Source organism: Acidobacterium sp. S8, assembly GCF_009765985.1.
Lineage (GTDB): Bacteria > Acidobacteriota > Terriglobia > Terriglobales > Acidobacteriaceae > Alloacidobacterium.
The window spans coordinates 496,794-521,786 of the sequence record NZ_LMUM01000034.1; the positions used below are offsets into that span (position 1 = coordinate 496,794).

The 24,993-nt window shown below is 56.8% G+C and carries 23 protein-coding genes; 9 read left to right on the forward strand and 14 right to left on the reverse strand.

The window, feature by feature from the left end:
- Positions 1-39 precede the first annotated feature (39 nt).
- Positions 40-1,554, forward strand: a complete 1,515-nt coding sequence (locus GSQ86_RS17340; RefSeq protein ID WP_158751175.1) for a SpoIIE family protein phosphatase — start codon at positions 40-42, stop codon at positions 1,552-1,554.
- 371 nt (positions 1,555-1,925) lie between these two features.
- On the opposite strand, the gene GSQ86_RS17345 is transcribed toward GSQ86_RS17340, so the two are convergent.
- The 3 genes from GSQ86_RS17345 to mnmA all read right to left on the reverse strand — a co-directional run bounded on the left by GSQ86_RS17345 (position 1,926) and on the right by mnmA (position 4,470).
- Positions 1,926-2,288 (reverse strand): hypothetical protein, encoded by a 363-nt coding sequence (locus tag GSQ86_RS17345; protein WP_158751176.1) that lies wholly within the window; start codon positions 2,286-2,288, stop codon positions 1,926-1,928.
- Positions 2,289-2,617: 329 nt separating this feature from the next.
- Positions 2,618-3,166, reverse strand: coding sequence for a transposase (locus GSQ86_RS17350; RefSeq protein WP_158751177.1), 549 nt, complete (start codon positions 3,164-3,166; stop codon positions 2,618-2,620).
- Between the two features lie 185 nt (positions 3,167-3,351).
- Positions 3,352-4,470: a tRNA 2-thiouridine(34) synthase MnmA gene (mnmA, locus tag GSQ86_RS17355; protein WP_158751178.1), complete on the reverse strand. Its 1,119-nt coding sequence runs from the start codon at positions 4,468-4,470 to the stop codon at positions 3,352-3,354.
- A 630-nt stretch (positions 4,471-5,100) separates the two neighbouring features.
- On the opposite strand from mnmA, the gene GSQ86_RS17360 reads away from it, so the two are divergent.
- A complete protein-coding gene (locus GSQ86_RS17360; RefSeq protein ID WP_158751179.1) occupies positions 5,101-6,252 on the forward strand; it encodes a DEAD/DEAH box helicase in 1,152 nt (383 codons plus the stop codon).
- A 106-nt stretch (positions 6,253-6,358) separates the two neighbouring features.
- Here the strand turns inward: GSQ86_RS17360 and GSQ86_RS17365 are convergent, their stop codons facing one another.
- Positions 6,359-7,519 carry a cysteine desulfurase family protein gene (locus tag GSQ86_RS17365; protein WP_158751180.1) on the reverse strand — a complete coding sequence of 387 codons (1,161 nt, stop codon included), beginning with the start codon at positions 7,517-7,519 and terminating at the stop codon, positions 6,359-6,361.
- 193 nt (positions 7,520-7,712) lie between these two features.
- Here GSQ86_RS17365 and GSQ86_RS17370 point away from each other — a divergent pair, with 193 nt between their 5' ends.
- Positions 7,713-8,261 carry a DinB family protein gene (locus GSQ86_RS17370; protein WP_158751181.1) on the forward strand — a complete coding sequence of 183 codons (549 nt, stop codon included), beginning with the start codon at positions 7,713-7,715 and terminating at the stop codon, positions 8,259-8,261.
- Between the two features lie 80 nt (positions 8,262-8,341).
- Here GSQ86_RS17370 and GSQ86_RS17375 read toward each other — a convergent pair whose 3' ends face one another.
- Together GSQ86_RS17375 and thiO are read right to left on the reverse strand one after the other, a co-directional pair.
- On the reverse strand, positions 8,342-9,475 hold the full coding sequence (locus GSQ86_RS17375; protein ID WP_158751182.1) for a citrate synthase: 1,134 nt from the start codon (positions 9,473-9,475) through the stop codon (positions 8,342-8,344).
- Positions 9,476-9,663: 188 nt separating this feature from the next.
- A complete protein-coding gene (thiO, locus tag GSQ86_RS17380) occupies positions 9,664-10,737 on the reverse strand; it encodes a glycine oxidase ThiO (protein ID WP_158751183.1) in 1,074 nt (357 codons plus the stop codon).
- A gap of 96 nt (positions 10,738-10,833) precedes the next feature.
- On the opposite strand from thiO, the gene GSQ86_RS17385 reads away from it, so the two are divergent.
- Positions 10,834-11,664 (forward strand): hypothetical protein, encoded by an 831-nt coding sequence (locus tag GSQ86_RS17385; protein WP_158751184.1) that lies wholly within the window; start codon positions 10,834-10,836, stop codon positions 11,662-11,664.
- Between the two features lie 3 nt (positions 11,665-11,667).
- On the opposite strand, the gene GSQ86_RS17390 is transcribed toward GSQ86_RS17385, so the two are convergent.
- Positions 11,668-12,237, reverse strand: coding sequence for a hypothetical protein (locus GSQ86_RS17390; RefSeq protein WP_158751185.1), 570 nt, complete (start codon positions 12,235-12,237; stop codon positions 11,668-11,670).
- A gap of 132 nt (positions 12,238-12,369) precedes the next feature.
- Between GSQ86_RS17390 and GSQ86_RS17395 the strand changes: the two genes are divergently transcribed.
- Positions 12,370-13,410: a hypothetical protein gene (locus GSQ86_RS17395; protein ID WP_158751186.1), complete on the forward strand. Its 1,041-nt coding sequence runs from the start codon at positions 12,370-12,372 to the stop codon at positions 13,408-13,410.
- Here the strand turns inward: GSQ86_RS17395 and polX are convergent.
- The 3 genes from polX to GSQ86_RS17410 all read right to left on the reverse strand — a co-directional run bounded on the left by polX (position 13,407) and on the right by GSQ86_RS17410 (position 16,261).
- Positions 13,407-15,149, reverse strand: coding sequence for a DNA polymerase/3'-5' exonuclease PolX (gene polX, locus GSQ86_RS17400; protein ID WP_158751187.1), 1,743 nt, complete (start codon positions 15,147-15,149; stop codon positions 13,407-13,409). The two genes, GSQ86_RS17395 and polX, sit on opposite strands and share 4 nt — an antisense overlap.
- A gap of 161 nt (positions 15,150-15,310) precedes the next feature.
- A complete protein-coding gene (locus GSQ86_RS17405) occupies positions 15,311-15,529 on the reverse strand; it encodes a cold shock domain-containing protein (RefSeq protein ID WP_158751188.1) in 219 nt (72 codons plus the stop codon).
- Between the two features lie 129 nt (positions 15,530-15,658).
- Positions 15,659-16,261, reverse strand: coding sequence for an NUDIX hydrolase (locus GSQ86_RS17410; protein WP_158751189.1), 603 nt, complete (start codon positions 16,259-16,261; stop codon positions 15,659-15,661).
- A 42-nt stretch (positions 16,262-16,303) separates the two neighbouring features.
- Between GSQ86_RS17410 and GSQ86_RS17415 the strand changes: the two genes are divergently transcribed.
- The 4 genes from GSQ86_RS17415 to GSQ86_RS17430 are packed head-to-tail and all read left to right on the forward strand — an operon-like array spanning position 16,304 to position 19,543.
- Entirely contained in the window at positions 16,304-17,170 is an 867-nt protein-coding gene (locus tag GSQ86_RS17415) for a Rossmann-like and DUF2520 domain-containing protein (RefSeq protein ID WP_158751190.1), read from the forward strand.
- Positions 17,171-17,220: 50 nt separating this feature from the next.
- Entirely contained in the window at positions 17,221-18,825 is a 1,605-nt protein-coding gene (gene bshC / locus GSQ86_RS17420; protein WP_158751191.1) for a bacillithiol biosynthesis cysteine-adding enzyme BshC, read from the forward strand.
- A 51-nt stretch (positions 18,826-18,876) separates the two neighbouring features.
- Positions 18,877-19,188: a hypothetical protein gene (locus GSQ86_RS17425; protein ID WP_158751192.1), complete on the forward strand. Its 312-nt coding sequence runs from the start codon at positions 18,877-18,879 to the stop codon at positions 19,186-19,188.
- Between the two features lie 34 nt (positions 19,189-19,222).
- Positions 19,223-19,543 carry a hypothetical protein gene (locus tag GSQ86_RS17430; RefSeq protein WP_158751193.1) on the forward strand — a complete coding sequence of 107 codons (321 nt, stop codon included), beginning with the start codon at positions 19,223-19,225 and terminating at the stop codon, positions 19,541-19,543.
- On the opposite strand, the gene GSQ86_RS17435 is transcribed toward GSQ86_RS17430, so the two are convergent.
- From GSQ86_RS17435 to GSQ86_RS17450, 4 genes are read right to left on the reverse strand one after another with little or no spacing between them, the layout of a single operon-like run.
- Positions 19,540-19,872, reverse strand: coding sequence for a metal-sulfur cluster assembly factor (locus GSQ86_RS17435; protein ID WP_158751194.1), 333 nt, complete (start codon positions 19,870-19,872; stop codon positions 19,540-19,542). The genes GSQ86_RS17430 and GSQ86_RS17435 overlap by 4 nt on opposite strands.
- An 11-nt stretch (positions 19,873-19,883) precedes the next feature.
- Entirely contained in the window at positions 19,884-20,780 is an 897-nt protein-coding gene (locus tag GSQ86_RS17440; RefSeq protein ID WP_158751195.1) for a polyprenyl synthetase family protein, read from the reverse strand.
- A gap of 7 nt (positions 20,781-20,787) precedes the next feature.
- Positions 20,788-22,527 (reverse strand): YfhO family protein, encoded by a 1,740-nt coding sequence (locus GSQ86_RS17445; RefSeq protein ID WP_158751196.1) that lies wholly within the window; start codon positions 22,525-22,527, stop codon positions 20,788-20,790.
- The gene (locus GSQ86_RS17450; RefSeq protein WP_158751197.1) at positions 22,524-24,956 is read right to left on the reverse strand and encodes a penicillin acylase family protein; all 2,433 of its coding nucleotides are present in this window, start codon (positions 24,954-24,956) and stop codon (positions 22,524-22,526) included. The genes GSQ86_RS17445 and GSQ86_RS17450 overlap by 4 nt, the downstream gene beginning before the upstream one ends.
- Positions 24,957-24,993 lie beyond the last annotated feature (37 nt).

Genomic DNA, 24,993 nt, shown 5'->3' on the forward strand with positions numbered 1-24,993 from the left:
AATTGCCCATTCTCAAAAATTTACTTCGAGATGCATTCCATGAGAGCTGATCGCCTGATGTCCGCCTTGTTGCTGCTTCAAGCTCGCGGTCAGATGACCGGTCGAGAGCTGGCGGAGAAGCTTGAGGTCTCCGAGCGGACTGTGCATCGCGACATGGAGGCGCTGAGCGCGTCCGGGGTGCCGGTCTATGCCATGCGCGGATCACATGGAGGCTGGCAGCTGGATGAGGACTGGCGTACCCAGGTGCCGGGCCTCGATGAGGCCGAGCTGCGCGCTCTGCTCATGGCGCAGCCGCGCTCTCTGGGTGACAAACAGCTGGCTGCGGCGGCCGACCGTGCTATCGGCAAGCTCATGGCCTCTTTGCCGCAGTCTTTGCGTGAGCGGGCATCGTCTATCCGTGACCGCCTCTATATTGACACCACCGGCTGGCTGGGTACCTCGGAGAACCTCTCGATGCTGGCCATCGTTCAGGAGGCGGTGGCACGCGACCGCAAGCTGAGCTTCCTTTACTGGCGAGCGGGCCGCGAGAAGGTCGAGCGCACCGTCGATCCGCTGGGTCTTATTGCCAAGGGAAGCACCTGGTACCTATTCGCCGGAACCGATCGCGGTTATCGCACTTATCGCATCTCGCGCATGGAAGATGCGAAGCTGCTTGATGCGCCGAGCGTCCGTCCGCGCGACTTCAACCTGGAAGCGGCATGGAGAATCTCCGCTGAAGAGTTCCGCGACGAGGTGAACCGCGAGATCGAAGCCTCGCGCCTCGCATATGCCGCGCGACTGGAGGCCGAGCGGCGAGCCTTGCAGGAGATGGAGATTGCCAAGCAGGTGCAGGCGCGGCTCTTTCCGCAGCGTCTCCCGCCTTTGCAGTCGCTCGACTACGCAGGTGTTTGTATTCAGGCGCGACAGGTTGGCGGCGATTACTACGACTTTCTGCATCTCGGAGAAAACCGGCTGGGACTGGTCATCGGGGACATTGCGGGCAAGGGAATTGCCGGCGCTTTGCTGATGGCAAATCTACAGGCCAATCTTCGCGGACAGCTGGCGATCGTCCTCGATCATCCGCATCATCTCCTCCACTCCGTCAACCAGCTCTTCTACGAGAACACCGGCGACAGCTCTTACGCCACGCTCTTCTACGCCGAGTATGAAGATCACATCCAGCGCCTGCATTACGCCAACTGCGGTCATCTACCGGCTCTACTGCTGAGAAGCGGCGGAGATGTCGACTGGCTTCACTCCACTTGCACGGTTGTCGGCATGTTTGCGGACTGGCAGTGCGAGACGAAGGAAACATGCCTCAATCCCGGCGATACAGTTGTACTATTTACCGACGGAGTGACAGAAGCCTGCAACCAGCGGGGCGAGGAGTTTGGCCTGGAAAGGCTCGCCGACAGTTTGCAGCGGAATCGCCATTTACCGTCACAAGATTTGCTGAAGTCCATTGCCGACGAGCTGCAGCTTCACAGCCCGGAAGAACAAGCAGATGACATTACACTCATCGTTGCAAAATGCCGTGAAACGGAACAGAAACAGCTCTTTCCCCAGCCGGTGTAGGCCCCCTACCCCCCTTTCTGAGATATCGTTTCTATTGTTTTCAACAATTTAGCAGGGGATCATCCCCTTATAAATTGTTGATTCTGAATGGATTAGCTTCAAATGAGTGTTTTCAACGACTTAGCGGGGGAGTGACGATTTTATTAACAGGTCGTGAGGCACTGTCTGGTCAAAAGCCCTTCTATATCCAGAATATCAAAATCATGCGAAATACTCTGCCAACTATTTTCAGCGGATAACCGATTATTTTTCAATTGTTTAACGGAGATCAGGACATGTCGGGGGCTTGACAGATTTTTGACGATCGACCGGAACGACTTTGATTTGGAACAGAAAAAAGGGGGCCAATATGGGCCCCCTTTTTATTGTCGTTAATAGGAATGGGGATAGCCGTGCATCAGATGCTCTACGCCTACCTGATATCCGCGACGGAAACCATCGCGATAGGCCTCGCGATCATGATGGCCTACAGGAGGATGACGGAATTCATCGCGGTTCTCCACGCTGGGCTGACGGTGATTCTCGTAATCTTTTCGAGCGCCTTCGATGCCGTCGTGGAAGCCTTGCGACTCGACTCCCTGAAGCTCTGCCGGAGCGGATGCCCATGGCTCATGCCCATATCCTGGAGGCGGTGGCGGGGGTGCCGCATATTGCGCCTGTGCTGCGGGGATGCTGAGTAAAGTAGCTGCCATAAACGCTGCCAACGATAGACCGGGGATTATTTTTTTCGTCATGTGGGTTTCTCCATTTATCGGAATGGGTTTGTGCCCATCCTCTTTTTGTCCAGACCCCAGTTTCGATGAAGAGATGCGCAGGCATGTTGTATGGAGAATTTGCTTACGGAAAGGCAACCAAAAGTCGCTGAATGATTGTTTGGTTTCGTGAATCCGCGACATCTCAATCAAAATTTGCGCCAAGTTATATGGACGGGGTGCCCCAGGTTCGCGAAGCTAACCTGGGTCTTTTCTCAACGACTACTCAATTGATTCCGATAAGCAGTTGATCCCACCTGATACAAAGCGATTGAGATAACATATTTGCGACATTCACGAAAAAACCCAGGTTAGCTTCGCGAACCTGGGGCACCCGCTGTTTCGTTGGCGAGAAGAAGTTGGGCGGTGGTTCGTTCTCTTCTTCTTGCGGTCCAGTGTGATTCGATTTCGACGGTTCCTGCTTCTCCCGTTGCGTAGTGAATGAAGCTTGACCAGGGCCAGTCTTCTGGTTTCGCTGCCAGTCCTCGCTTTACTGGGTTTCGGTGAATGTATCGGAGCTTCTCGATTCGCTTTCGTTCTGAGTAGACGTTGAAGTCGTAGTAGCGCGGTGTCCAAAACGGGTTTTGTGTGGATTGTTTTGAGATGGAGACTTTGATGGCTTTGATTGCTGTTGCTAATGGATTTGCAGGCGGCTCGCTCACGAGCAGATGCACATGCTCGGGCATGATGACGTAGCCGGGGATTACGAATCCGTATTTCTGTCTAGTTTTCTCGATGGATTCTTCACAGAGTGAGCGCGCTTGTGGGGTGTTCAGGTAGGGTTTGCGCTGGTAACAACTGAAGGTGATGAAGTGGAGGTCGGTCTTTGTTTCCTGAAACCGATTCAGTCCCCACGGCATGGTTGTGTGAGTGTATAAAATCGTTCTTCTAATCTGAAGTTACGTTGGTTTGGATGGGAAGACCCAGGTTAGCTTCGCGAACCTGGGGCACCCGTATCTTCGTTATACCCGCGTCACTTCGGCTTCGCTCAGGGCAGGTTCCCGGGGTACCCGGTTCCGTGATGGCACCCGGTTCTGTTGCCGATCTAGAGGATCCAGCCGCCGCCTATTACCTCGTCGTTGTCGTAGAAGACGGCTGACTGGCCGGGGGTGACGGCGCGCTGCGGGTCGTCGAAGGTGGCGAGGACTTCACCGTCGCCAACCATTTCAATCGTGGCCCAGGCGGGCTCATGGCGGTGGCGAATCTTGGCCTTGACGCGCATGGGGCCATCGAGCGAGGCAATCGAAATCCAGTTCAGATCGCGGGCGCGGAGCGTCTGGATGGTGGTTTCTGATTCATTGCCGACTGTGACCTTGTTTGACGCATTGTCGATCTGGATGACGTAGAGCGGCGTGGGCGAGGATAGACCGAGTCCCTTGCGCTGTCCTACGGTGAAGTTATGGATGCCCTGATGATGGCCGATCACTTCTCCCGTTGTTGACACGAGCTCGCCGGAGGAATCGGGTAGCGGCTCGCCCTGCTCGTCGAGATAGGCGTCGATGAACTTCTTGTAATCGCCGCCGGGGATGAAGCAGATCTCCTGCGAGTCGGGCTTGCTGGCCAGGGCGAGTGCGTGCTCGCGAGCAATCTCGCGGACCTCGGGCTTGGTGTAGTTGCCGAGGGGGAAGAGCGTGCGTGAGAGCTGATCCTGCGTGAGGCCGAAGAGAAAATAGGTCTGATCCTTCGAGGTATCGGCGGGGCGCTTGAGGATCCAGCGGTTGCGCTCCGGGTCGTACTCGTTGCGAGCGTAGTGGCCGGTGGCGATGCGGTCGGCGCCGATCTGGCGGGCGCGGATGAGCAGCTGGTCAAACTTGAGATGGTTGTTGCAAAGGGAGCAGGGAATGGGCGTGCGTCCGGCGAGGTACTCACGGACGAAGGGGCGGACGACCTGCTCCTCAAAGCGCTCCTGCTCATTGAGCAGGTAATAGGGGATGCCGAGGTTCTCGGCGACCCGGCGTGCGTCGTAGACATCGTCAATGGAGCAGCAGCGGCCCTGCACCTGCTCGGGCATGCCCTCCTTGCCGGCGAGACGGCGCTGGTTCCAGAGCTGCAGCGTGAGGCCGACGAGCTCGTAGCTCTCGTCCTTGAGCATGGCGGCGACGGTCGAGGAATCGACTCCGCCGGACATGGCTACGGCTACCGTGTTGTTGAAGGTTGACGGCATGATGAAAAGACCCAGGTTATATGAAGAAACCCAGTTAGCTTCGCGAACCTGGGGCACCCAGCTGGTTCTAGTATCTCATTTTCCACAGGTGGATGGTGGGTGCCATGCCTCGATTTGAGACATGGAGTGATCGAAACTCACATCTCAAAAGCGAAATGTGGGCATCCGGCTACCGTGCTGTTGAAGGTGGTAGTTATGATGGGAAAAAGCCCCAGGTTAGCTTCGCGAACCTGGGGCACCCGGCAGAAGTGTAGCGTAAACTGACGGCCGTTTCGAAAGAGAATCAAGCAGTTGTGTTACACTAAAACCACGCTCAGTGATTTGGTTGTGAGCCGTTCTCGCCCTCCAAAGCAAGATCGCCTGGCACGTAATTATCCCAAGCCCCTACAGCGTAGCCGCTCCTTGATGGAGTGGGTGCATGCACGCAATGCGCGGCATGTGAGAGGCAGCGTCCGGCAGAACCTCGTGTCGAGGAGTAACTTCGATCTCGACCATTGGATTTGATTCACTCGGGTTTTCCCATACGCATACATTCTGATTCATCGGGACAGTGAAGCTGTATCCGGATGAACCACATATACCGGCGGTGCGCCTGTGCATCTGTGTGCGTCGAGCCGGACTAAAGGACACATGAACCAATTTTCAGATTTCAACATTTCACCAGCGCTGAAGACGCGCCTGGCTGCAGTAAATTTCGTTACGCCCACTCCTGTGCAGGAGAAGGCGATTCCTCCCGCGCTTGAGGGAAAAGATGTGCTGGCAACAGCGCAGACCGGCACCGGCAAGACGCTCAGCTTTTTGATTCCGATCATTGAGCGGTTGCAGCAGTCGCAGAACAAGAATGCCAAGGCCCTGATCCTGTTGCCGACACGCGAGCTGGCGATGCAGGTGGAGCAGGCTTTCCGCAAGATTGCGAACGGCTCTAATATTCAGGTCGCGCTTGTTTGCGGCGGCATGAATGAAGGCCCGCAGCTGCAGGCGATTCGCAAGGGTGCGCGGTTGATCGTGGCGACTCCTGGCCGCCTTGAGGATTACCTCAAGCGCAGGCTGGTGAAGCTCGATACGGTCGAGATTCTGGTGCTGGACGAAGTGGACCGCATGCTGGATATGGGCTTCAAGCCTGCTATCCGTCGTATAGCGGACTCGACGCCGACACAGCGGCAGACGCTTTGCTATTCGGCAACCCTCGACGCGCAGATTAAGGAAATCGTTCGCGATTACCAGAGCAATCCTGTTCGCATCGAGATCGGCTCAGTATTGAAGCCGTCAGAGAACGTGGAGCTGCAGACATTCGAAGTGACGCAGGAAAAGAAGCTCGAACTCCTGGAGCATCTGCTCGAGAAGGAAAAGGGAAGCTTCCTGGTCTTTGTGCGCACGAAGCATGGCGCAGATCGTATTGCGAAGAAGCTTTCGCACTCCGGATGGGCCGCGACGCAGATTCACGGCGATCGCTCGCAGTCACAGCGTAACGCCGCTTTGCGGAGCTTTTCTGAGGGCAGGCATCGCGTGCTGGTAGCGACCGATGTGGCCGCTCGCGGCATCGATGTGAAGCACGTGGCACACGTGGTGAACTACGATATGCCCAAGGTTGCTGAGGACTTCGTCCACCGCGTTGGCCGTACCGGTCGCGCTTCGAGCCGTGGCGTGGCCTCGACGTTTGCCCTGCCGGGTGAGAGAAAAGACCTGCGCAGAATCGAAAAGGCGCTCTCGGTCACGATGAAGAAATTTCGCGTGAACGTCGGCGCTGCTGCCAATATGTCGCGGCAGATGGTTTCGGCGTAATCGCTCTTATTTAGGACGAAAAGAAAAGGCACAGCTCTTCAAGCTGTGCCTTTTACTTTTCTGTAAGTTATTGAATAGATATTGTCTCTCAGCGGATTGATTCTGGTTATCCCAGAGTTCCGGCGTTCACCGGTGCGAGTTCGCGCAGGCGAGCGGCAGCTGTTGGGATAATGCTCAGTGCAAAGTCGATATCGTCTTCCGTTGTTTGCTTCGTGAGCGAAAAGCGCAGACTGGCGCGCGCTCTTGCCGGAGTGAGGTTCATGGCGCTGAGCACATGCGATGGCTCGGCGGCTCCCGAGGCGCAGGCTGAGCCGCCCGAGGTGCATAAACCTTTGAGATCGAGCGCGATCACCAGAGCCTCACCTTCGAGATTGTCGAAGTAGAGATTGGTCGTGTTGGCGACGCGGGCAGAATTTCCGCCATTGACTCCGGTTTCTTCTACTTGCGCGAGAACGCCCTGCTCGAGCCGGTTGCGCAGCGCGGCAACTTTCTGGATGGTGCCGTCGGTGAGGGCAGCGCGGGCAATTTCTGCGGCTTTGCCCAAGCCCACGATACCGGGAAGGTTTTCAGTACCGGCGCGGCGCTGGCGCTCGTGCGATCCGCCAAAGAAGAGTGGTTCGAGCTGAGTGCCACGGCGAACGTAAAGAACTCCTGTACCCTGTGGCGCGTGCATTTTATGGCCGGAGATGCTGAGCAGATCGCAGCGTAGCGTTTGCACGTCGATTGTCAGCTTGCCCGCGGCCTGCACGGCGTCGGTGTGGAAAAAGATGTCGGCCTCGGCTGCGATGCGGCCAATCTCACTCACCGGCTGGATTACGCCGGTTTCATTGTTGGCCATCATGATGCTGATGAGCTTGGTATTCGGCTTGATGGAGCGGCGTACGACCTGCGGATCGACGGCACCTTCGCCTGAAACCGGCACAAATGTCACTTCGGCGCCGCGGTCGCGTAGCTTCTCGGCTGCATGCAGCACGGCGTGGTGCTCTATCGATGAAGTAATGAGGTGATCGCCCGGTCCGACAAGGCCGAAGAGCGCCATGTTGTCGCTTTCGGTGCCGCCGGAGGTGAAGACAATTTCGGCTGGACGGCAGTTCACGAGTGCAGCCACCGATTCCCGTGCCTGCTCGACAGCGGCGCGAGCATGCTGGCCCTGCTGGTGGATGGAGGAGGCGTTGCCGAAGTGCTCGATGAAATAGGGGCGCATGGCGTCGAGCACCTCAGGTACGAGAGGTGTCGTTGCATTGGCATCCATGTATACCCGTTTCATCGTGCGCGATCTCCTAACTTTTCTATTCTACGACCTGAAGGGCCGGTTGCAGCATATAGCCGGACCGTACCTGGGGAAACCACGTAGCACCGAGCTTTTCAGGCGTTTAGACGACAATTTGACACCCTGGATTATGCGCCTTCTGCTAGGCTGCTAGCGCAGTAGTTTCAGAGGAGGACGGAGAATGAAAATCATGCGTGCAGTTTGCATTGCATTGCTTTGTTGTCTTGCGGTTCCGGCAACATTTACCTACGCGCAGTCGAGTACACAAGCCACGCCGGCGGATACCTATAACCACCTGATGAGCTTGCAGGAGAGCGAAGTAGTGGGTGCGGCAGAGGCCATGCCCGCCGACAAATACAACTTTGCGCCAACGCAGGGGGAGTTCAAGGGCGTGCGTACCTTCGGACAGCAGGTAAAACATCTGGCGGAAGCGAACTATGAATTTTTTGAAGGCTGGAATGTGCCGGGCGCGGTGAAGGACGACGATATCGAGAAGTTGACGAGCAAGGATGACATCGTGAAGGCGCTCAAGGATTCTTACGTCTATGCGCATAAGGCTATCGATACGATTACTGCCGCCAATGCCTTTGAGGTGATGGGAACCGGCGAGCGCAAGTCGACCCGCGCCATGTTGGCTGCTTTCTGCATCGCTCACTCGATGGATCACTACGGACAGATGGTTGTTTATCTGCGCATGAATGGAATTGTTCCGCCTGCCAGCCGCAAGAGTGGAACGTAAGACTTACTTCCAAGTGCACGTGCTTCACTGTAAATAAAAAAGGCGTCCGTAGCTGGGCGCCTTTTTTGTGCTGATGGAATTTATCGTTGTGCGATCGGGATGTAGGTCGCCGGATACTCGGGCCCGATGTATTCTGCGCGCGGACGGATGAGGCGGTTGTCGTCGAGTTGTTCGATGACATGGGCGGCCCATCCAGACATGCGGCTGATGGCGAAGATAGGGGTGAAGAGATCGAGATCGATGCCGAGCGTGGTGTAGGTCGATGCCGAGTAGAAATCGACGTTCGCGTTCAGCTTCTTCTCTGTCCGGATGTACTGCTCGATCTGCTGGGACATGTCGAACCACTTGGTATTGTTGGCTGCGCGGCTCAGGTCTTCTGACATCTTCCGCAGGTGGGTGGCACGCGGGTCTTCAGTGCGGTAAACGCGATGACCGAAGCCGGAGACCTTTTTCTTCTGCGCCAACATGTTCTTCACGTATTCGACTGGATCGGCGCCTTCTTTCTCAATCTCGAAGAGCAGACGCATTACAGCTTCGTTCGCGCCACCGTGCAGTGGACCCTTCAGCGCGCCAATGGCTCCGGTAATCGCAGAATGTACATCAGAAAGCGTTGCGGCGATAACGCGAGCGGCAAAGGTCGAGGCGTTCAGCTCATGATCAGCGTGCAGGATCAGGGCAACATCGAAGGTGCGGGTCGCAGTTTCAGATGGCTTTTCGCCGGTGAGCATCCAGAGGAAATTGCCGGCGTGCGAGAGCGACTTGTCGGCTTCGACGACGGGCTTACCCTTGCGGATTCGATCGAAGGCGGCAACAATCATCGGAATCTGCGCGGTGAGATCGAAGCTGTTGCGCACATTCGAATCGTGGTCGACAGCTTTCTCGTCCTTGTCGTACATGCTCAGCGCGGAGACGGCGGTGCGAAGCACTTCCATCGGCGTTGCTGTTTTCGGGAAGGATTGGATGAGCTTAAGGGTATCGGCGGGAAGCTGGCGGGCGTCGGAAAGTTCTTTTTTGAAGGTTGCGAGTTCGGATGCGGTGGGAAGTTTTCCGTGCCAGAGGAGGTAAGTCGTCTCCTCGAATGTGGATTTTTCGGCCAGCTCATGAATGTCAATGCCGCGGTAGGCGAGCACCCCGGCTTCTCCATCGATCCAGCAAATGCCAGAGTTGGCTGCAACAATTCCTTCCAGACCTTTAGTAGCTACTGCGGTCGACATATCTTGCTCAATCCCTCCAGTGAAATTGCCTGATCCAGGCGAACTTTGTTGGATGCGGCCACCTTGTGGCCGGATGCTGATAACAACCCGGTAATTCGCCGATGGAGACGCTTGTGGAACGCCTGGGACGCGAAAGTGGGCTAAATACTGTTTATAGCAGCGTCGTTATAGGGTTGTCACTTTGCGGGTCAGTGGACTACCTCTGCCATAGAGACGGCTGCGGAGTCGAATCGGTCGCACCGGAAAGGAGAAAGATCGACACTCGGAGTCTTATCCAAGATGATTTCCTGCAACACACGTGCCGTTGCCGGAGCGAGCAGGATGCCGTTGCGGAAATGGCCGGAGGCAATCCAGCAGTTGTGTGGGCCGCAGGCGCCGATCACCGGAAGGCCATCCGCAGAGCCGGGGCGCAAGCCAGCCCATGTCTCCACTATCTGCGCATTGCGAATGGGTGGCCAGAGGGCGACAGCGTCATCAATCAACGTCTGAATCGTTGTCTCCTGGACAGATTTGTCAAAGCCGGCGTGCTCGACGGTTGCCCCGATGACGATGCGGCCATCGCCACGCGGAACGAGGTAAAGCTCGGGTGTACGGATGACATAGGGCAGATGGAGATGTGACGGCAGCTTGACCGTAACCATCTGTCCTTTACGCGGCTCGATTGTTGGCAGACTGGCAATCGCTCCTGCCCAGGCTCCGCAGCAATTGATGAAGTGTTCGGCCTCGTAAGTCGCCTGAGGTGTGGTGATGCTGACGCCGGAAGGTCCGTTGCGAACGGCGGTTATGGGCGATTGCTCTACGATGGCAACCCCGGCGGCGGTCGCAGCCTTTGGCAAAGCAGCGCAGAGATCGCGAGGATCGAGGCTGTGTTCGTTGAGCCACAAAAAGCTTCGTCCGGCAGAATGCAGCTCAGGCAGACGTGAGGCGACTTCTTCGGACGAGAGCGCGGCTTTGAAATGATGGCCAGGTGTCGAGCCTTGCAGCGTTCCGCTTGTGCGGAGGGGAATTTTTAATTCCGAAAGCTCTTCGACATTTGCGAGATAGCCGGGATAGAGCGAAATGCTGAGATTCGAAAGGGGCTGCAGCGCAGCGGGATTCTCCGGATCGTGCGCGGCGAGCATGCCGGCGGCCGCCCAGGAAGCCTCGCTCATGGCGCGTTCCCGCTCAAGTACGGTGACACGCAGGCCGTCTTCGGCCAGTTCCAGCGCCGTGGAGAGGCCAATAATTCCCGCCCCTGCGATGACTACATCTGCTGTGCCCACGTCTCTATTGTATGGCGGCGATAGACCAAAAATGATTTGCCACCGTCCATTGATGTTGGGTAGTCTCACGGCACGGCGAAAGAGGGAACGAGAACGATGACTGACGAACCGGTTGTGGAGCAGAGGAGTTTTTCAGGAGCATTTTTAGGATTGCTGGCTGCAGCGTTGCTGGCCGCTCTGGGCGGCCTGATCTGGAGCTATACACTCAGCACTCGCCTGACAAAGGCGGAGACGCAGGTGATACAGGCGCAGACGCAGAACGATCAGCTATCCAAGGAGCTGGAGCAGACCAATGCCCGTCTGAAGGTCGAATCGGAAACGCTGGGGCAATCCGTCGGCTTGACTCAGAAACAGCTGGAGACGCGGGCCAACGATCTGATGCGGCGACAACAGGCGGACGCGAAGCGGCTTGAAAGTGCGCAGGCAGCGGCTCAGCAACAGATCGGCGCGGTTTCGAGCGACGTTTCCAGCGTAAAAACAGATGTAGGCGGCGTGAAAACCGATGTGGCTCAGACCAAGACCGAGTTGCAGAATACGCAAGCACAGCTGCAGAGCATGAAGGGTGACATGGGCGTGCAGAGCGGCCTTATCGCTACCAATCACAGCGAGCTGGAAATTCTGAAGCACAAGGGCGACCGCAACTACTACGAGTTCACACTGCACAAGGGGAAGCGGGAGCCGGTGTCTACTGTCGGGCTGGAATTGCGTAAGGCCGACACCAAACACAGCCGCTTTACGCTGAACGTCTATGCCGATGACAAGAAGATCGAGAAGAAAGATCGTGGACTGAATGAGCCGGTACAGTTCTACACGGGCAAAGATAACTATCTGTATGAGCTGGTGGTGAACAACATCGGCAAAGACCAGGTTCAGGGTTATATCTCAACGCCGAAAGCGGCACCGGCGCCCGTGAGTGTCACTCACTAAACGCTATTTTGCGGGTGCGGGCCACGGAAGCACCAGGTTCTTCTGATGCATGAAGGAGATGTCGGCTTCAAAGCCATGGCGCGCGTCCCATTGATCTTTCGTGATGGGATAGTGGACGATGATCAGCCCTTGCACGGTCTGGCCGGGATTGAGGGTGATGTCGCGCATCAGCGGCTCCTGCTTTAAGGCAGCCAGCTGCGGGTAGGCGAGGAACGCGTTCTGGAAGTCGGTTTTGTTGGCGCCAAGGCTGCGCTGCTCTTCGCCATCTGCACTGGTGAGATTGCCCCACATGTCATGCAGAAAAAGCGGGATATCGGTCTGGTTGCGAATCTCAACGTCGGCCAGAACAATCAGCTGGTCATAGGTTTCCATGCCGCCTTGCACGCCCTCCGCCCCTTCACCAACGCGCATCTGGCTGTGAATCGGGACAACGTCCAGTTTTAGAATCTTGCCTGCCGCTACAGGCGGCTTCTCGCCAATGTAGACGTAAACCGCAATTGCTGCCACAACCAACACAGTTGCAACCAGCACAATCAACAGCGAGCGTTTGCCGGAATTCATTTCCTCTGCCATCAGTGCTGAATTTTATCCTACTCGTGTGGAAGCGGCAGAAGAGGCTCGACATGGCGCGGCGGAGAGGCGATACTGGCTTGCAATTTCACCACTGCTTTTGCGGAGATATGTGAGCACAAGGAGGGCTGCGGAATGGACCAGATTCTAGGAGTGGCAATCGGCATCGTTCTCGTGTGCCTGCTGCTGAGTATTATTGCTTCGCACGTTTGCGAGATGGCGGCCGCTTTCACTGCGAAACGCGCCGTCGCTCTAGAGAAAGCGATTTGCAAGATGGTGGGCGACCCTGCCGTCTACGAAAAGTTTGTCAGTCATCCACTGATCGAAACGATCTCGTTCGAACCGGCAAAACTTCTCGGCATTCGGATCTCTTCAACGACAAAACCGCGGCCTACGTATATTGCTTCTCCACTCTTTACCCGCGTTTTGCTTGTTTCGTTGGCAGAGATGCAAAATCTGCCTTCGACGGACGTGACGGCAATTGTGGCAAGCCTTCCGGCTAATTCGCCGCTGAAACAAAAGCTCGGCGCGATCATTCTGGGAATAGAGCACGACAGCGTGGCTTGCGTCTCGGCAGTCGAGCAATGGTATGACGGCACGATGGACCGCGTGAACGGCTTATATAAACGGCACACGCAGAGCTGGCTGCTGGCGCTCGGGCTGGTGCTGGCCATCATGTGCAATGCGAATCTCTTTACGATCACGCAGAAACTCTGGACATCGAAGGATGCGCGGGATGCGGTTACGGCAACGGCGCAGATGTATAGCTGTAAAGATGGCCAACATTGCGGGCTGCCCAGTTATGAAACGGCCCGCAGCGATATACAGAAGAGATTGGGAGATGAGCTTCCAGTTGGTTATGACTGGGATTATGTGCAGCGCTATTGGAAAGCTAAAGCCGATCCGGACCACGCGGGGGCGAAGCAGATAGCGATCCATTGGGGATTCAACCTGGGAGGATGGCTGCTTACGGCGATCGCTGTTTCACTTGGAGCACCCTTCTGGTTCGACATGCTGAACAAGCTGATCAACATGAGACTGGTTGGGCAGAAGCCTGAGAAAGCTACCGCGGTTCCAGCGAGCGGCGGGATTGACTCAAGCGGAGCGACGATAGTGGCGGCTCCCACCGTTGATGTTTCTGTGCAAGCGCCAGATGACCCCACGAGTACAGGTTAGGTTCGTGGGCGCAGCGCTGTGAGGAATTTGTCGGCGGGGAGGGTATTGAGCACGTCGTCCTTCGTAAGCCAGGCGCGCCGCAGTTGCTTTATGCCGTAGCGCATCTTCTCCATGTGGCTTGTGTGGTGCGAATCAGTGTTGATGGAGATTTTGCAGCCAAGCTCTTTGGCGAGGCGCAGGTCGCGATCACAAAGATCGAGCCGGTCGGGATAGGCATTGTGTTCGACGGCGACGCCGAGTTCAGCGGCGCGGCGCAGAATCTGCGGCAGGTTCAGTTTGTAAGCTTCGCGGCGTAGAAGCAGGCGTCCGGTGGGATGTCCGAGGATGCGCGTGTTGGGATTTTCCAAAGCACGTAGAACGCGCTCGGTCATCTGCTCCTCGGGCTGATTGAAGAGGGAATGCACGCTGGCGATGACAACATCCATTTGCGCCAGCACTTCGTCCGAGAGATCGAGTTGTCCGTCGCTGAGAATGTCGACTTCGATGCCGGTGAAGATGCGAATACGACCTTCCATCTGGTCGTTGACCTTGCGAATGTTTTTGATGTGCTCGAGCGCTCGCTCGTCATCAAGTCCGAAGGTCATGGCCAGGTTTTTAGAATGGTCGGTGATCGCCATGTATTCGTAGCCATGCGCGAGCGCCGCTTCCGCCATTTCGCGGATAGTATTCTTTCCATCCGTCGCGGTGGTGTGCATGTGCACGTCGCCGCGAATGTCGCTCTGTTCGATGAGCGCAGGAAGGCGATGCTGCTCGGCTGCTTCGATCTCGCCGTTGTTCTCGCGCAGCTCCGGCGGAATCCAGTCCAGGCCTAGCGCGGCGTAGATCTCCTGTTCCGCAGCTCCGGCGACAAACGATCCGTCTTCAATGCGCGCGAGTGCGTATTCGCTCAGCGTATAGCCGCGCTTGAGAGCGCGTTGGCGGATGGTGACGTTGTGCATTTTCGATCCGGAGAAGTATTGCAGCGCTGCGCCGTAGGAACCTTCCGGCAGAAGGCGCACATCCACCTGCAGGCCGCTGCGTAATCGAAAGCTGACCTTGTTCTGTCCTTTGGCAATGAGATCCGCGATGGGCGGATACGCTGCCGTGTACTCCACAGCAGCCTGCACCTTGTCTTCAGCGCATCCCGGACCAGTGACGAGAATATCCAGATCACCAACGGTTTCGCGTCCGCGCCGCAGCGAACCCGCGGGGGTGATGGTTTCAAGGCCCTCAAAGTTTCGCAGGTAGGCGATCAGTTTTTCGGCGGCTGTTTCGGCATCATCGATGAGAAAGCGACCGCTGTTTTTCTTGTGTTCTTCGATGCCTTTTTTCAGCTTCTCAATCTGCTTTGCGCCCATGCGCGGCAGAGTTTCCAGCTTGCCTGCTGTGATCGCAGCTTCGAGTTCTTCGATGGAGGAGACCTGCAACGCCTCCCAGAAAAGAAGAACGGATTTCGGCCCCATGCCGGGAAGCTTGAGCAGATCGAGCATTCCAACTCTGTACTTCGTCAGCAGCTCTTCGCGCAGGGGCAGTGTGCCGGCCTTTTCAATTTCCTGAATGTTGGCAGCCATGCCTTTGCCGATGCCCGGGATATCGAGCAGCTTCTTCAGGTCGCCTGCAATTTCACTGAGTTGAATTGTGCTCGACTCCACCGCTTCGGCTGCGCGGCGATAGGAGCGAATACGGAAAGGATCGCCGCCGCTGATTTCAAGAAGATCAGCAGTTTCGGCGAGAAGCTGTGCGATCGAACGATTGTCCATCGAAAGACGATTATCGCTTAGTTGGCAGAAAGTATAAAACCCGGCTGCCTTGTATGCGGTAGCCGGGTTCAATCTTCAAGGCGACACACGCCAACTCTTACCTCATCGAAGGCAGAAATGATATGTAAGGAGCGGAAACGATATATCTTGCCTTGCTCCCGTCAGGCAACTTCGCGTGCGCGGGTGACCTGATCTGCCTGGGGACCCTTTTGTCCCTGGACAATATCAAACTCCACGTCGTCGCCTTCTTTCAGACTCTTGTAGCCGTCAAGCTGGATCGCGCTGTAATGGACGAATACGTCGGGCCCATCATCGCGACCAATAAAACCATAACCTTTCGCGTTGTTGAACCACTTCACTTTTCCCTTATAGGTTGCCACGAGCCTTAGACCTTCCTGAAGCAGATTACGGTTGGGGACACCAACCTGCTTGCAAATAGAGACGCACATCAGGCTGCTTTGGTTTTCCTACGGGATTCACAGAATTTCGATCTACACAAAATCAGTTACTTAGCGAAGCTTCTTTTTCGCGCGAAGGCGCGCATACAGCTGGACTGCCACGAGAGTCTTACCGTCCAGAATTTTTCCCTCGTCAATCTTGTTCAATATTTCGGAGAGTGGAACCAACACCACTTCGAGCAACTCGTCTTCTTCCGGAGCCGCTTCTCCTGCCGTGAGTTCTTCGGCCAGAAATATCTGCATCCATTCGCCAAGAAATCCGGGACTGGCGAAATAGCGAACGAGCCTCGTCCACTTTTTAGCGCGGTAGCCCGTCTCCTCGATAAGCTCCCGTTTCGCGGCCGCGAGGCGCTCTTCGCCTTCGTCCATTTTTCCCGCTGGAATCTCCCACAGATATTGCCCGGCAGCATGGCGATACTGCCGCTCCATCACAATCAGCGGATCGCGCTTGGTGGAATCCAAAACCGCAAGGATGACGACTGAGCCGTTGTGGCGGATGATGTCGCGCGACACGGTTTTGTTCCCCGGCTCCTGCACTTCTTCGCGGAGAACCCGAAAGAGTGGTCCATCATATGCAACTTTTGACGAAAGCACTTCGAACTTTGCCTTCTTGAATGTAATCGCTGATTTCACGGCTTTCTTCTTCGGCGGCATGCCTGTCCTCCGGCTGGTTTTTCTTTACCGTATCATCCGGGTATGCCGGGAAAAACAGATCTCACTATTGTGGGGCTGGGGAACTGGGGCAGCTCGCTTGCGCATGCCTGCTTGGCTGCCGATATCCCGTTATCCGAGGTTGTTACGAGAGCGAGTCGTCGTCTGCGCCTGCAGGTGCCGCAGGTGACGTTCGAAAATGCAGCTTTCGACGCGAAGATTCTCTGGCTCTGTGTGCGCGATGCTGAAATTGCGAGCGTTGCCGAGCGCATTGTCGAGCGGCGTGGCAGTTTAAGGAGACAGATTGTTGTGCATTCGAGCGGCGCTCTGAATGTGAAGGCGCTGGATGCCGCAAAGCGCGCGGGAGCCCAAGTTGCCTCCATTGCGCCGGTGATGAGCTTTCCAACACGCATCCCGGTTCCGCTGTCCGGTGTTTTCTTCGCGGTGGAAGCCGGACCTGAAATTCACGTGAGCCTGAACCATCTGGTTCGCAAGCTGGGTGGCGAGCCCTTTGCGGTCGAATCGAAGAAGAAGCCGATGTATCACGCGGCGGCTACCCTGGCATCGCCACTGCTTGTCAGCGAAATCTCAGCAGCCATGGCTGCTGCGCGCCTGGCTGGGCTTTCGGAGCGCCATGCAAAGCGCTGGGTCGAGTCGCTGGCGCAGGCAAGCATGCGCAATGTATTTGCGCGTGGCGAGAAGAACAGCTTCAGCGGCGCTTTTGCACGGGGCGATTTGGAAACAATAAGACTGCATCTTCAGACCTTGCAACAGCATCCGATTCTGGCAGAGGTCTACCGCTCGCTGGCGAGACACGCCGTAGAGACGCTTCCTGTGAAGCGCCGCCCAGAGCTGCAATCTCTGCTGAAGATGGACGCGCTGAGGAAAAAGAGCAGCCGCGTGAGACACTGAAAAGGATTCCGGCGCAAAGAGACGCCGCACGCAGTTGGAGAACGAGCGACTTGCACACAGAGTGCTTTCCAGTTACGGTTTTACCGCATCTCTCGCGTCTTTTCACCGACTACGCGTTGAGCCGCACCCCGTTGCCTTATTACCCGCTGAGTCCGTACTCGCAAGAGTGGGCGTCCCGGCAGAGGGCACTTGATCCATCGGCGCGCGCGGCTGTGGCAGATCTGCTGGTCGAGCAGAATCGAAGCTTCGGCGCCGGCGAAAAGACCTTTGAAAATATTGAACGCCTGCGGAACGGGGCCAACGCGGTTGTAACCGGGCAGCAGGTGACGCTCTTAGGCGGCCCGCTTTTTACTCTGTTTAAGACGGCGACAGTCATTCGCAAGGCGCAGGACGCTACGTCGGCGGGGTATCCGCATGTGCCGATTTTCTGGCTGGCCAGCGAAGACCATGATCTGGCCGAGGCCGATCATGTCGCTTTACCTTCGCGCCGCGAACTGCATACGATCAAGCTGGCTCTTCAAAATGAGACGCCTCATGAGGCGGTTGGGGCTTTAACGCTGGGGCCGGGCATACGCGCGGTTCTGGATGAAGCGATGGAGCTGCTTGGACCGGGACCGCTGCTCGACCTTCTGGAACAAAGTTATACGCCGGATTCGACGTTCGCCCAGGCTTTCGGACAACTGATCGCAAAGACATTTGCGGCGTATGGATTGATCGTGATCGACGCCTCTGCCCCGGCATTTCATGCGCTGGGTGCGCCGGTTCTGCGGCAGGCGATCACCGAAGCGGAGACGCTACATACTGCACTCGTGCAACGCGATAAGGAACTGGCAGAAGCGGGTTATCATTCTCAGGTACTGGTCGGAGCGCAGAGTAGTCTGCTCTTTCTTACGGATGCGGAAACCGGTACGCGACTGCCATTACGACGTAAAGGAACAGAGGAGTGGACGGCCGGGAAGCACGCGTACAACACCAGCGAATTACTGGAAATTCTTGAAGTAAATCCCGAGCGTTTCAGCCCGAATGCTCTGCTCCGTGCAGTCTTTCAGGACTATATCCTGCCTACTTCGGCCTATGTGGGTGGACCGGCGGAGATTGCCTATTTCGCGCAATCGCAGGTGGTCTACGAGAAGATTCTTGGCCGGGTTACACCGGTTTTGCCTCGTTTGAGCGCTACTTTAGTTGAGCCCGCAATTGCCGATGTGATGGGGCAGCATGAGCTCTCGCTCTCTGATCTGCTGTCATCGCATCCGGATGAGCTGGCTCATAGGCTTGGGGCGCGGGCGATCCCAATCGAGGGCAAAAAGAAGCTCGCTGCGGCTGGAAACGCGCTCGATGAGGAATTAAAGACCGTTACGGAATGGATGGAGTCCATCGATGCCGGTCTTGGACGGTCCGCCCACGTGGCAGCCTCCAAAATGCGCTACCAGATGAACCGGCTTCGTCGCCTCGCAGCAAATTTCCAACTGCAAAAAGAGGCTAGCATTCGTCGCCATGTCGATGCCCTGTATTTGAGCCTTTGTCCCGGCAATCACCTGCAGGAGCGCGCGGTAGGCGCGGCCTTCTTCCTGTCACGGTATGGTGACGGCCTTATTGATCTGCTGGTTGAAAATGCTGCCCAGGAGTGTCCGGGCCACAAAGCTCTTTATCTGTAATTCCTCAACTGGCACAACCTATCGCAACTGGCCTACAATCACTGTTTGTATATGGCTCCTAAGGAACAAACCGCGTTTGAAGTGGCCTGCCCGGATTGCGGCGCAATGCTCAAGATCGATCCGGTAACGCGCGCAGTGATCGCGCATACACCTGCTCCGCGCAAGCGGACGTTTGAAGATTTTGAGACTGCCGCGCGCGCCATGCGCGAGCAGGATGAGCGCAAGGAAAGCCTCTTCCGCCAGGCGGTAGACGCCGAAAAGAATAAGGACGACCTGCTCGAGAAGAAGTTTGCCGAAGCGCTGCGCAAGGCTAAAGAAACTCCGGATACCGGCAAACCGCTGCGCGATTTTGATCTCGACTGAGTCAATCTGCATCTCACCCGATAAAGGAGCAATCATGGGCCTGACCAGGCTTTCGCACGAAATTCAAGACCGGCTTCCCGAGAATCTTCCTCAGTTTTCCTGGCAGCGCACTGTTGCTGCGGGCTCGCTTGTGGCTGGCGCTCTGCTGTTTCTCTCAGGACATCGCAAAGCGGCACTGGGTGTGGCCGCTGCTGGTGCAACGGTTGGGCTGCTTGAGCATCCCGAGGCAGCGCGAGAGTTGTGGGAGAGCCTGCCCGGCTATCTGCGCAAGGGGCAGGATGTTCTGGTGCGCGTGGAAGACTTTGTCAACGAGGTGGCTCGGCAGGGCAACAAGCTGCGGAGCTCGATCGGCTAGCCAATTCCTAATTGCTTGCGGGCTGCTTCGCTGATGCGTTCCGGCCCCCAAGTGGGCTCCCAAACAAGATTGACTTGTGTTTCGCCGACTTCCTGCATGCAGGCTAGGCGGTTGCGCACGTTGTCCATGATCATGCCGTGCGCCGGGCAACCTGGAGAAGTCATCGACATGTCGACCTCGACGCGATGTTTTGGAATCATCCCCGGAGCCTCCGGATCGGGCGCGACCGCCACGCGGTAGACGAGTCCCAGGTCGACGATGTTGACCGGAATTTCGGGATCGTAAACGTCGCGCAGTGCGGTGAGAACATCCTGTTCTGTGAGTGCCATAGTTTCCTTCATCAATGTGTGCGCTCGACCAGATACTGCGCTACAGATTTGAGTCCTTCGGCGGCCGTGCCATAAGGCGCCAGTTCGGCGAAAGCTTCCTTGATCAGTTTTTCCGCATGCTGGCGCGAAGCCTCAATGCCGAAGACGGCGGGCCATGTCGCCTTGTCGCTGGCCAGATCTTTGCCGGCGGTCTTTCCAAGCTGAGCGGAATCCTGTGTGACATCGAGCACATCATCGACGATCTGGAAGGCGAGTCCTGCTTTGCGGCCAAACTCAGTCAGCCGTTGCACGTCTTCCGGCGTCGCGCCTGCATAAATGCCTCCGCTCACGACACTTACGCGAATGAGCGCACCTGTTTTGGCACGGTGGATCGCGTCCACAGATTCAGCCGTCGGCTTCGTGCCTTCCCCTTCGAGATCGAGTACCTGGCCGCCGATCATACCCTCGACTGTTCCGGTAGCTTGAGCGATCGAGCGCACAATTTCGACGGTTGCGGGAGCAGGGCAGCGTAGTTTTGACAGCACTTCATAAGCGGTCGTCTGTAGTGCATCGCCCGCGAGAATCGCAATTGCCTCACCAAAGACGACGTGACAGGTTGGCTTGCCGCGGCGCAGGTCATCGTTATCCAGAGCGGGCAGATCGTCGTGAATCAGCGAATAGGTGTGCAGCATTTCAATCGCCGCGCCCAGCTCCTCCACGCCTTCCGGCAGGCCTCCATTGCCGTGGATCATCCGTGCCGCTTCCATAGCCAGCACGGGACGAAGCCGCTTGCCTCCTGCGAAGGTGCTGTGACGCATGGCTTTATGGATAGAGACAGGCACCTGAGTGGCAGGCGGGAGCAGACGTTCGAGGGCTGCATCGGTCAGCTCCTGACCGGAGACCAGCAGATCTTTTACTTCGGCTTGCATTCTACTTTTATGATAACTGAAGATTTCGCCGTCTCTTCGTTTGGACGAAGACCGCGATGGCGATACAAATCGCCAGCAATGACAGAGCGCGTCCCAGCTCGACGTCTCTGGTCGCGACGTAGGCAATGGTGATTGTGGACCGGCCATCGGGAATGGGAACCGTCATCAGCCCATCATCGCGATGCGGGCGCAGAACCAAGCTCTGGCCGTTTACGCGCACCTGCCACGCGGGATAATCCATCAGCCTGAAAACAGCGTAGGCGGAGGATTGCGTAGTAATTTCAACGGTCTTATTTTCAGTTTTCCAGCGTTGGATCTCTATCTGCGCAGGTATCGTGTTCGCTGCATTTTTAACCCATTCCGGATTCTCCGCGATGGAGCTGTCAGCCTGATCGACGTCTGCTACGGAGAGGACGCGAACCAGAGGCAGCTGTCGCTGAATATCTCCATTGTCGGAATTGGCGGCGGTATATTCGTCGGTGCCCTCAAAGCCGCCATTACGGAACGTGGCTTGCTGCGCCGCGATATTGTCTTCGTCATCGCATGGTTGCCAGACGATGGATGCGGCAAGCGAAGTCATGATGACAGCAAGCGAAAGCATGGCGATTGCACGAACGAGAATGGTCTTTCGCGTATCTGCTTGAAGAAAACTGCCGCGGAGAGCGAGTCCGATCAGCGCCGCCATCACGATTCCCAATACCAAGAGCCATCTCCAGGGAAATTGCAGAAACTGAAGTTCAGGCACGTGGCGCCAGAGAAAATCACTGAAGGGCAGCAATAAGACGCAGATTGTAAAGAGGCTGGCAAGGAACGATCTTCGCAGCGGGTTCGGCTTCGATCTGGAAAAGATGGCAGCGACGATGGCCGTAAGCACCATCGCTACGGCGATCCATGATGCGGTGCGCAATACCTGATCGTGGAAGGCTTCGCCGGTATGTCCGAAGAGAAAGCTGTCTTCGACACGCATGCCGGAACCGATGGCGCGCGCAATCTCAACCCAGCGCTCTTCATAAACCGCCGGCACGATGTAGAAGGCTGCGAGACCAAGTCCAAGAGCCACGGCACCTGCGGCGCGCCGGATAAGCATAAGGCTGCGTTCCTGAATTGCGGCAACTAACACAATCAGCACCAGCAGGTAACAGCCCATCACCGCAGCGGGAGCGTTGGTAAGCCATAGCGTGGCGACAATCAGAGCCAGCGGCAGCATACTTGACTGCCTCCGTAACCCATAGAGAACCAGCAACGGTAGCCAGATGGCTGATAGCAGCTCTCCATAAGCCGTGCGCTCGTAAGCCACGAACATCATGTAGGGATTGAGCAGATAAACGCAGGCAGCCACTGCGGCGGCATCGCTCTCCATCCACTCGCGCGCCATAGAGAAAAAGCTCAATCCGCATGCGATCAGCGCGATCAGCGTGAAAGCAACCGGCGTCCATGCCCAGGGCAGGACGAGGCCAAGCAGCGCGCCAAGCAGCCAGGAGAGAGGCGGATAAAAGACGAAGCGCGGCTCCCCGGCTCCATAATTTGCTGAAACACCCCAATGCGGATAGAGAACGCCTTCGCGCCAGTGATGCACAACCTCAAGCCACGATTGCAGATGGAAGTCGAAGTCGTGGCCGCACGACGTTCCGCGCCATGCCAGCGGTAGAGCGGCAATCAGCGCACAGGCCAGAATTAATGATCGGCGGCGACGGTGCCGTGTGGCGTTGCTCGACAGGCTATGCGGAAAGCGAAACGATATCCTCACGGCAACAAACGCAACGTATGTGAAGTCGATGCACTTACTGATCCATCCATAAATGGCAGCGCGAAGGTTTTGCCGTTGTACCAGTACTGCCACTGATCGCGATAATAGGGGCTGAGCGGGTCGCCTGATTGTCCCATGACGATATTCTCGGTCGCGCCGTCAGGATTGCTCCAGTCCATAGTGAAGCGCTGCGATGGCCCGAAGGTGCGGCCCACCTGCTTAACCGTGCTGGTATCGCCGGACTGTGGCTGCACGCCGGTGCCCGTCCAGCTTTTGAACCAGGGCAGTAGCCGATAGAGCGGGTGTTCAATCTCTACCGGGTGGACGTACCCGTAGCGCCACTTACGCAGATCGGCAGGCGCGTGGTCTTCCTCCAGCCCGCGAGTGACGCATGCGGCGAGAAAGTCATCCCATGTTGCGTAGTCTTTAGGAAGCCACTGTGCAGGCGCGTGCATGATGATCTCTTCCTGTGCGAAGGCGCTCGCCGCCCACTGATAGATTTGCCAGTCGTCGCCCAGCTTCGGTTTCAGCAGCATTGGCCAGAAGGCGTGCTTGGCCGCATCGACGATCGCGGCGGGAGCCGACTGAATACTGACCGATCCATCCCATGAGCGCATCAGGTCGGCGGCCTGCCGCAGGCGTGCGTCGGCCACCTTCGCGTGATCGATGGCGTAAGCGAAGCGTTGCGCAAACTCCTGATCGAGCTCGGAGTAAATGTCCGTCTGAAGCGTCAGCATGTCTGCAGGCGTCAGCTTATCTTTGCCGGAAAGCCACTTCCATATCCGCTCATTACGGTAAGGGCTGGCCCACTCAAGCGTGAGCTGGAATGGGTAATTATCCGGCGTGACGCGCGAATTTGCTGTAGCCAGAATGCCATTGGCCGGGTCGAGCGTGCTTGGCATCTGGTCAAAAGGAACGAAGCCCTGCCAGTCGTGCTGCGTATCGTTGATCGGCGTGCCCTTGATGCCGGTTGGACGATTGGGAATAAATCCCACAGCCTGATATCCGATATGCTCCTGATCGTCTGCATAGATGACGTTGAGAGTAGGCGCCCACCACGTACTTAGTGCCTGCCGGAATGTTGGCCAATCCGACGCACTGTCCAGATCGAACAACGGAATACCACTGGACCTCGAATCATAGGCGGCCCAGCGCAGCAAAAGCGTGCGCTTTTCATTAGGCAGGACAGGGTTGAGCACGACACCGTGATCGGTGCGCTCTACGTCCAATGTGACATCGCTGCCGCCTCTCACTCGAATGGTTTCCTGCGTATGCTCGAACGGATGCCAGCCGTCCGCGCGCAGATACTCATGCTGTGCATTCACCTGCTGCACATAAATATCCTGCGTATCGCCATAAAGAGCCGTGTATCCCCAGGCGATATGGTCATTGCGTCCTGCAGTGACAAACGGCATGCCGGCCACTGTGACGCCTGCTACGTGGAAGCCACCCGATCTGAGATCCACTTCATACCAGGTGTTGGGAAGATTGTGCCCTAGGTGCATATCGTTTGAGAGAAGCGGCTTACCGGAGGCCGTATGCGCACCGGAGATGGCCCACTCATTCGATCCGGGAATGCATTCGCGGCAGACATCCTTTGTTCCCTCTATCAATTCGCGCAGGTGCAGAAGATCGTGCAGTGAGGTCTGCGATTCGTCGAGCGGTACATCGGGAATCATCGGCTGCGGTGCAGTCAAGTCAGGCGGAGCGACGGTCGGCGGATGATCGCGCCAGGAGCCGGTTGGATATAGCTCGGCAGCCAGTGCTGGACCCAGGCGGGCTTCCACTTTCTCCCGGCCCAGCTTGTCGGGCCAGTGCTCGTCGAGAATCTGCACCATGTTTAAGCCGATCAGGATCGAGTCGACCGGCTGCCAGGGTTTGGGTTGGTACATGAGAAGGCGAAACTCAGCCGGTAGATGATCGCGATGCGTATCGATGTAGGTGTTCACGCCCCGGGCATAGTCTTCAAAATATCGGCGATCACGGGCTGAGAGGCTTGCCGCCATGCGCTCCGCGGTCGCGCGAATTTGCAGAACACGCTGCATGCGGTCGTGATCAACCAGTTTCTTGCCCAGAATTTCGGCGAGCTCTCCAGCGGCTACACGGCGCGCCATGTCCATTTGCCACAGCCGATCCTGCGCCGTCACATAGCCCTGCGCTTCAAAAAGATCGTCGAGTGTCGCCGCTTCTATATGGGGAACGCCGTGCTGGTCGCGGCGCACACTCACAGCCGTGGATAATCCGGCAACGCGCACCTGACCATCCAGTTGCGGCAGAGAATCGCGCATGGCATGCTTCAGCCACCATCCACCACCGAAAACAGTGCATACCAAAGCAACAATTACAAGAATCACAAAGCCGAGAAAGAGACGCAGCAAGGGATGACGGCGCTTTTCCTCTTCAAGTTGCACGCTTCTGCCGAGAGTCATGTCGAGGACATTGTCTCATCGGGGATGGGGTGAACAC

What these genes read in the sequence shown, in the direction of transcription:
- GSQ86_RS17340 (WP_158751175.1), top strand. Translation starts at nt 40, where the DNA reads ATGAGAGCTGATCGCCTGATGTCCGCCTTGTTGCTGCTTCAAGCTCGC.
- GSQ86_RS17345 (WP_158751176.1), bottom strand. Translation starts at nt 2,288, where the DNA reads ATGACGAAAAAAATAATCCCCGGTCTATCGTTGGCAGCGTTTATGGCA.
- GSQ86_RS17350 (WP_158751177.1), bottom strand. Translation starts at nt 3,166, where the DNA reads ATGCCGTGGGGACTGAATCGGTTTCAGGAAACAAAGACCGACCTCCAC.
- mnmA (WP_158751178.1), bottom strand. Translation starts at nt 4,470, where the DNA reads ATGCCGTCAACCTTCAACAACACGGTAGCCGTAGCCATGTCCGGCGGA.
- GSQ86_RS17360 (WP_158751179.1), top strand. Translation starts at nt 5,101, where the DNA reads ATGAACCAATTTTCAGATTTCAACATTTCACCAGCGCTGAAGACGCGC.
- GSQ86_RS17365 (WP_158751180.1), bottom strand. Translation starts at nt 7,519, where the DNA reads ATGAAACGGGTATACATGGATGCCAATGCAACGACACCTCTCGTACCT.
- GSQ86_RS17370 (WP_158751181.1), top strand. Translation starts at nt 7,713, where the DNA reads ATGCGTGCAGTTTGCATTGCATTGCTTTGTTGTCTTGCGGTTCCGGCA.
- GSQ86_RS17375 (WP_158751182.1), bottom strand. Translation starts at nt 9,475, where the DNA reads ATGTCGACCGCAGTAGCTACTAAAGGTCTGGAAGGAATTGTTGCAGCC.
- GSQ86_RS17385 (WP_158751184.1), top strand. Translation starts at nt 10,834, where the DNA reads ATGACTGACGAACCGGTTGTGGAGCAGAGGAGTTTTTCAGGAGCATTT.
- GSQ86_RS17390 (WP_158751185.1), bottom strand. Translation starts at nt 12,237, where the DNA reads ATGGCAGAGGAAATGAATTCCGGCAAACGCTCGCTGTTGATTGTGCTG.
- GSQ86_RS17395 (WP_158751186.1), top strand. Translation starts at nt 12,370, where the DNA reads ATGGACCAGATTCTAGGAGTGGCAATCGGCATCGTTCTCGTGTGCCTG.
- polX (WP_158751187.1), bottom strand. Translation starts at nt 15,149, where the DNA reads ATGGACAATCGTTCGATCGCACAGCTTCTCGCCGAAACTGCTGATCTT.
- GSQ86_RS17410 (WP_158751189.1), bottom strand. Translation starts at nt 16,261, where the DNA reads ATGCCGCCGAAGAAGAAAGCCGTGAAATCAGCGATTACATTCAAGAAG.
- GSQ86_RS17415 (WP_158751190.1), top strand. Translation starts at nt 16,304, where the DNA reads ATGCCGGGAAAAACAGATCTCACTATTGTGGGGCTGGGGAACTGGGGC.
- GSQ86_RS17425 (WP_158751192.1), top strand. Translation starts at nt 18,877, where the DNA reads ATGGCTCCTAAGGAACAAACCGCGTTTGAAGTGGCCTGCCCGGATTGC.
- GSQ86_RS17430 (WP_158751193.1), top strand. Translation starts at nt 19,223, where the DNA reads ATGGGCCTGACCAGGCTTTCGCACGAAATTCAAGACCGGCTTCCCGAG.
- GSQ86_RS17435 (WP_158751194.1), bottom strand. Translation starts at nt 19,872, where the DNA reads ATGGCACTCACAGAACAGGATGTTCTCACCGCACTGCGCGACGTTTAC.
- GSQ86_RS17440 (WP_158751195.1), bottom strand. Translation starts at nt 20,780, where the DNA reads ATGCAAGCCGAAGTAAAAGATCTGCTGGTCTCCGGTCAGGAGCTGACC.
- GSQ86_RS17450 (WP_158751197.1), bottom strand. Translation starts at nt 24,956, where the DNA reads ATGACTCTCGGCAGAAGCGTGCAACTTGAAGAGGAAAAGCGCCGTCAT.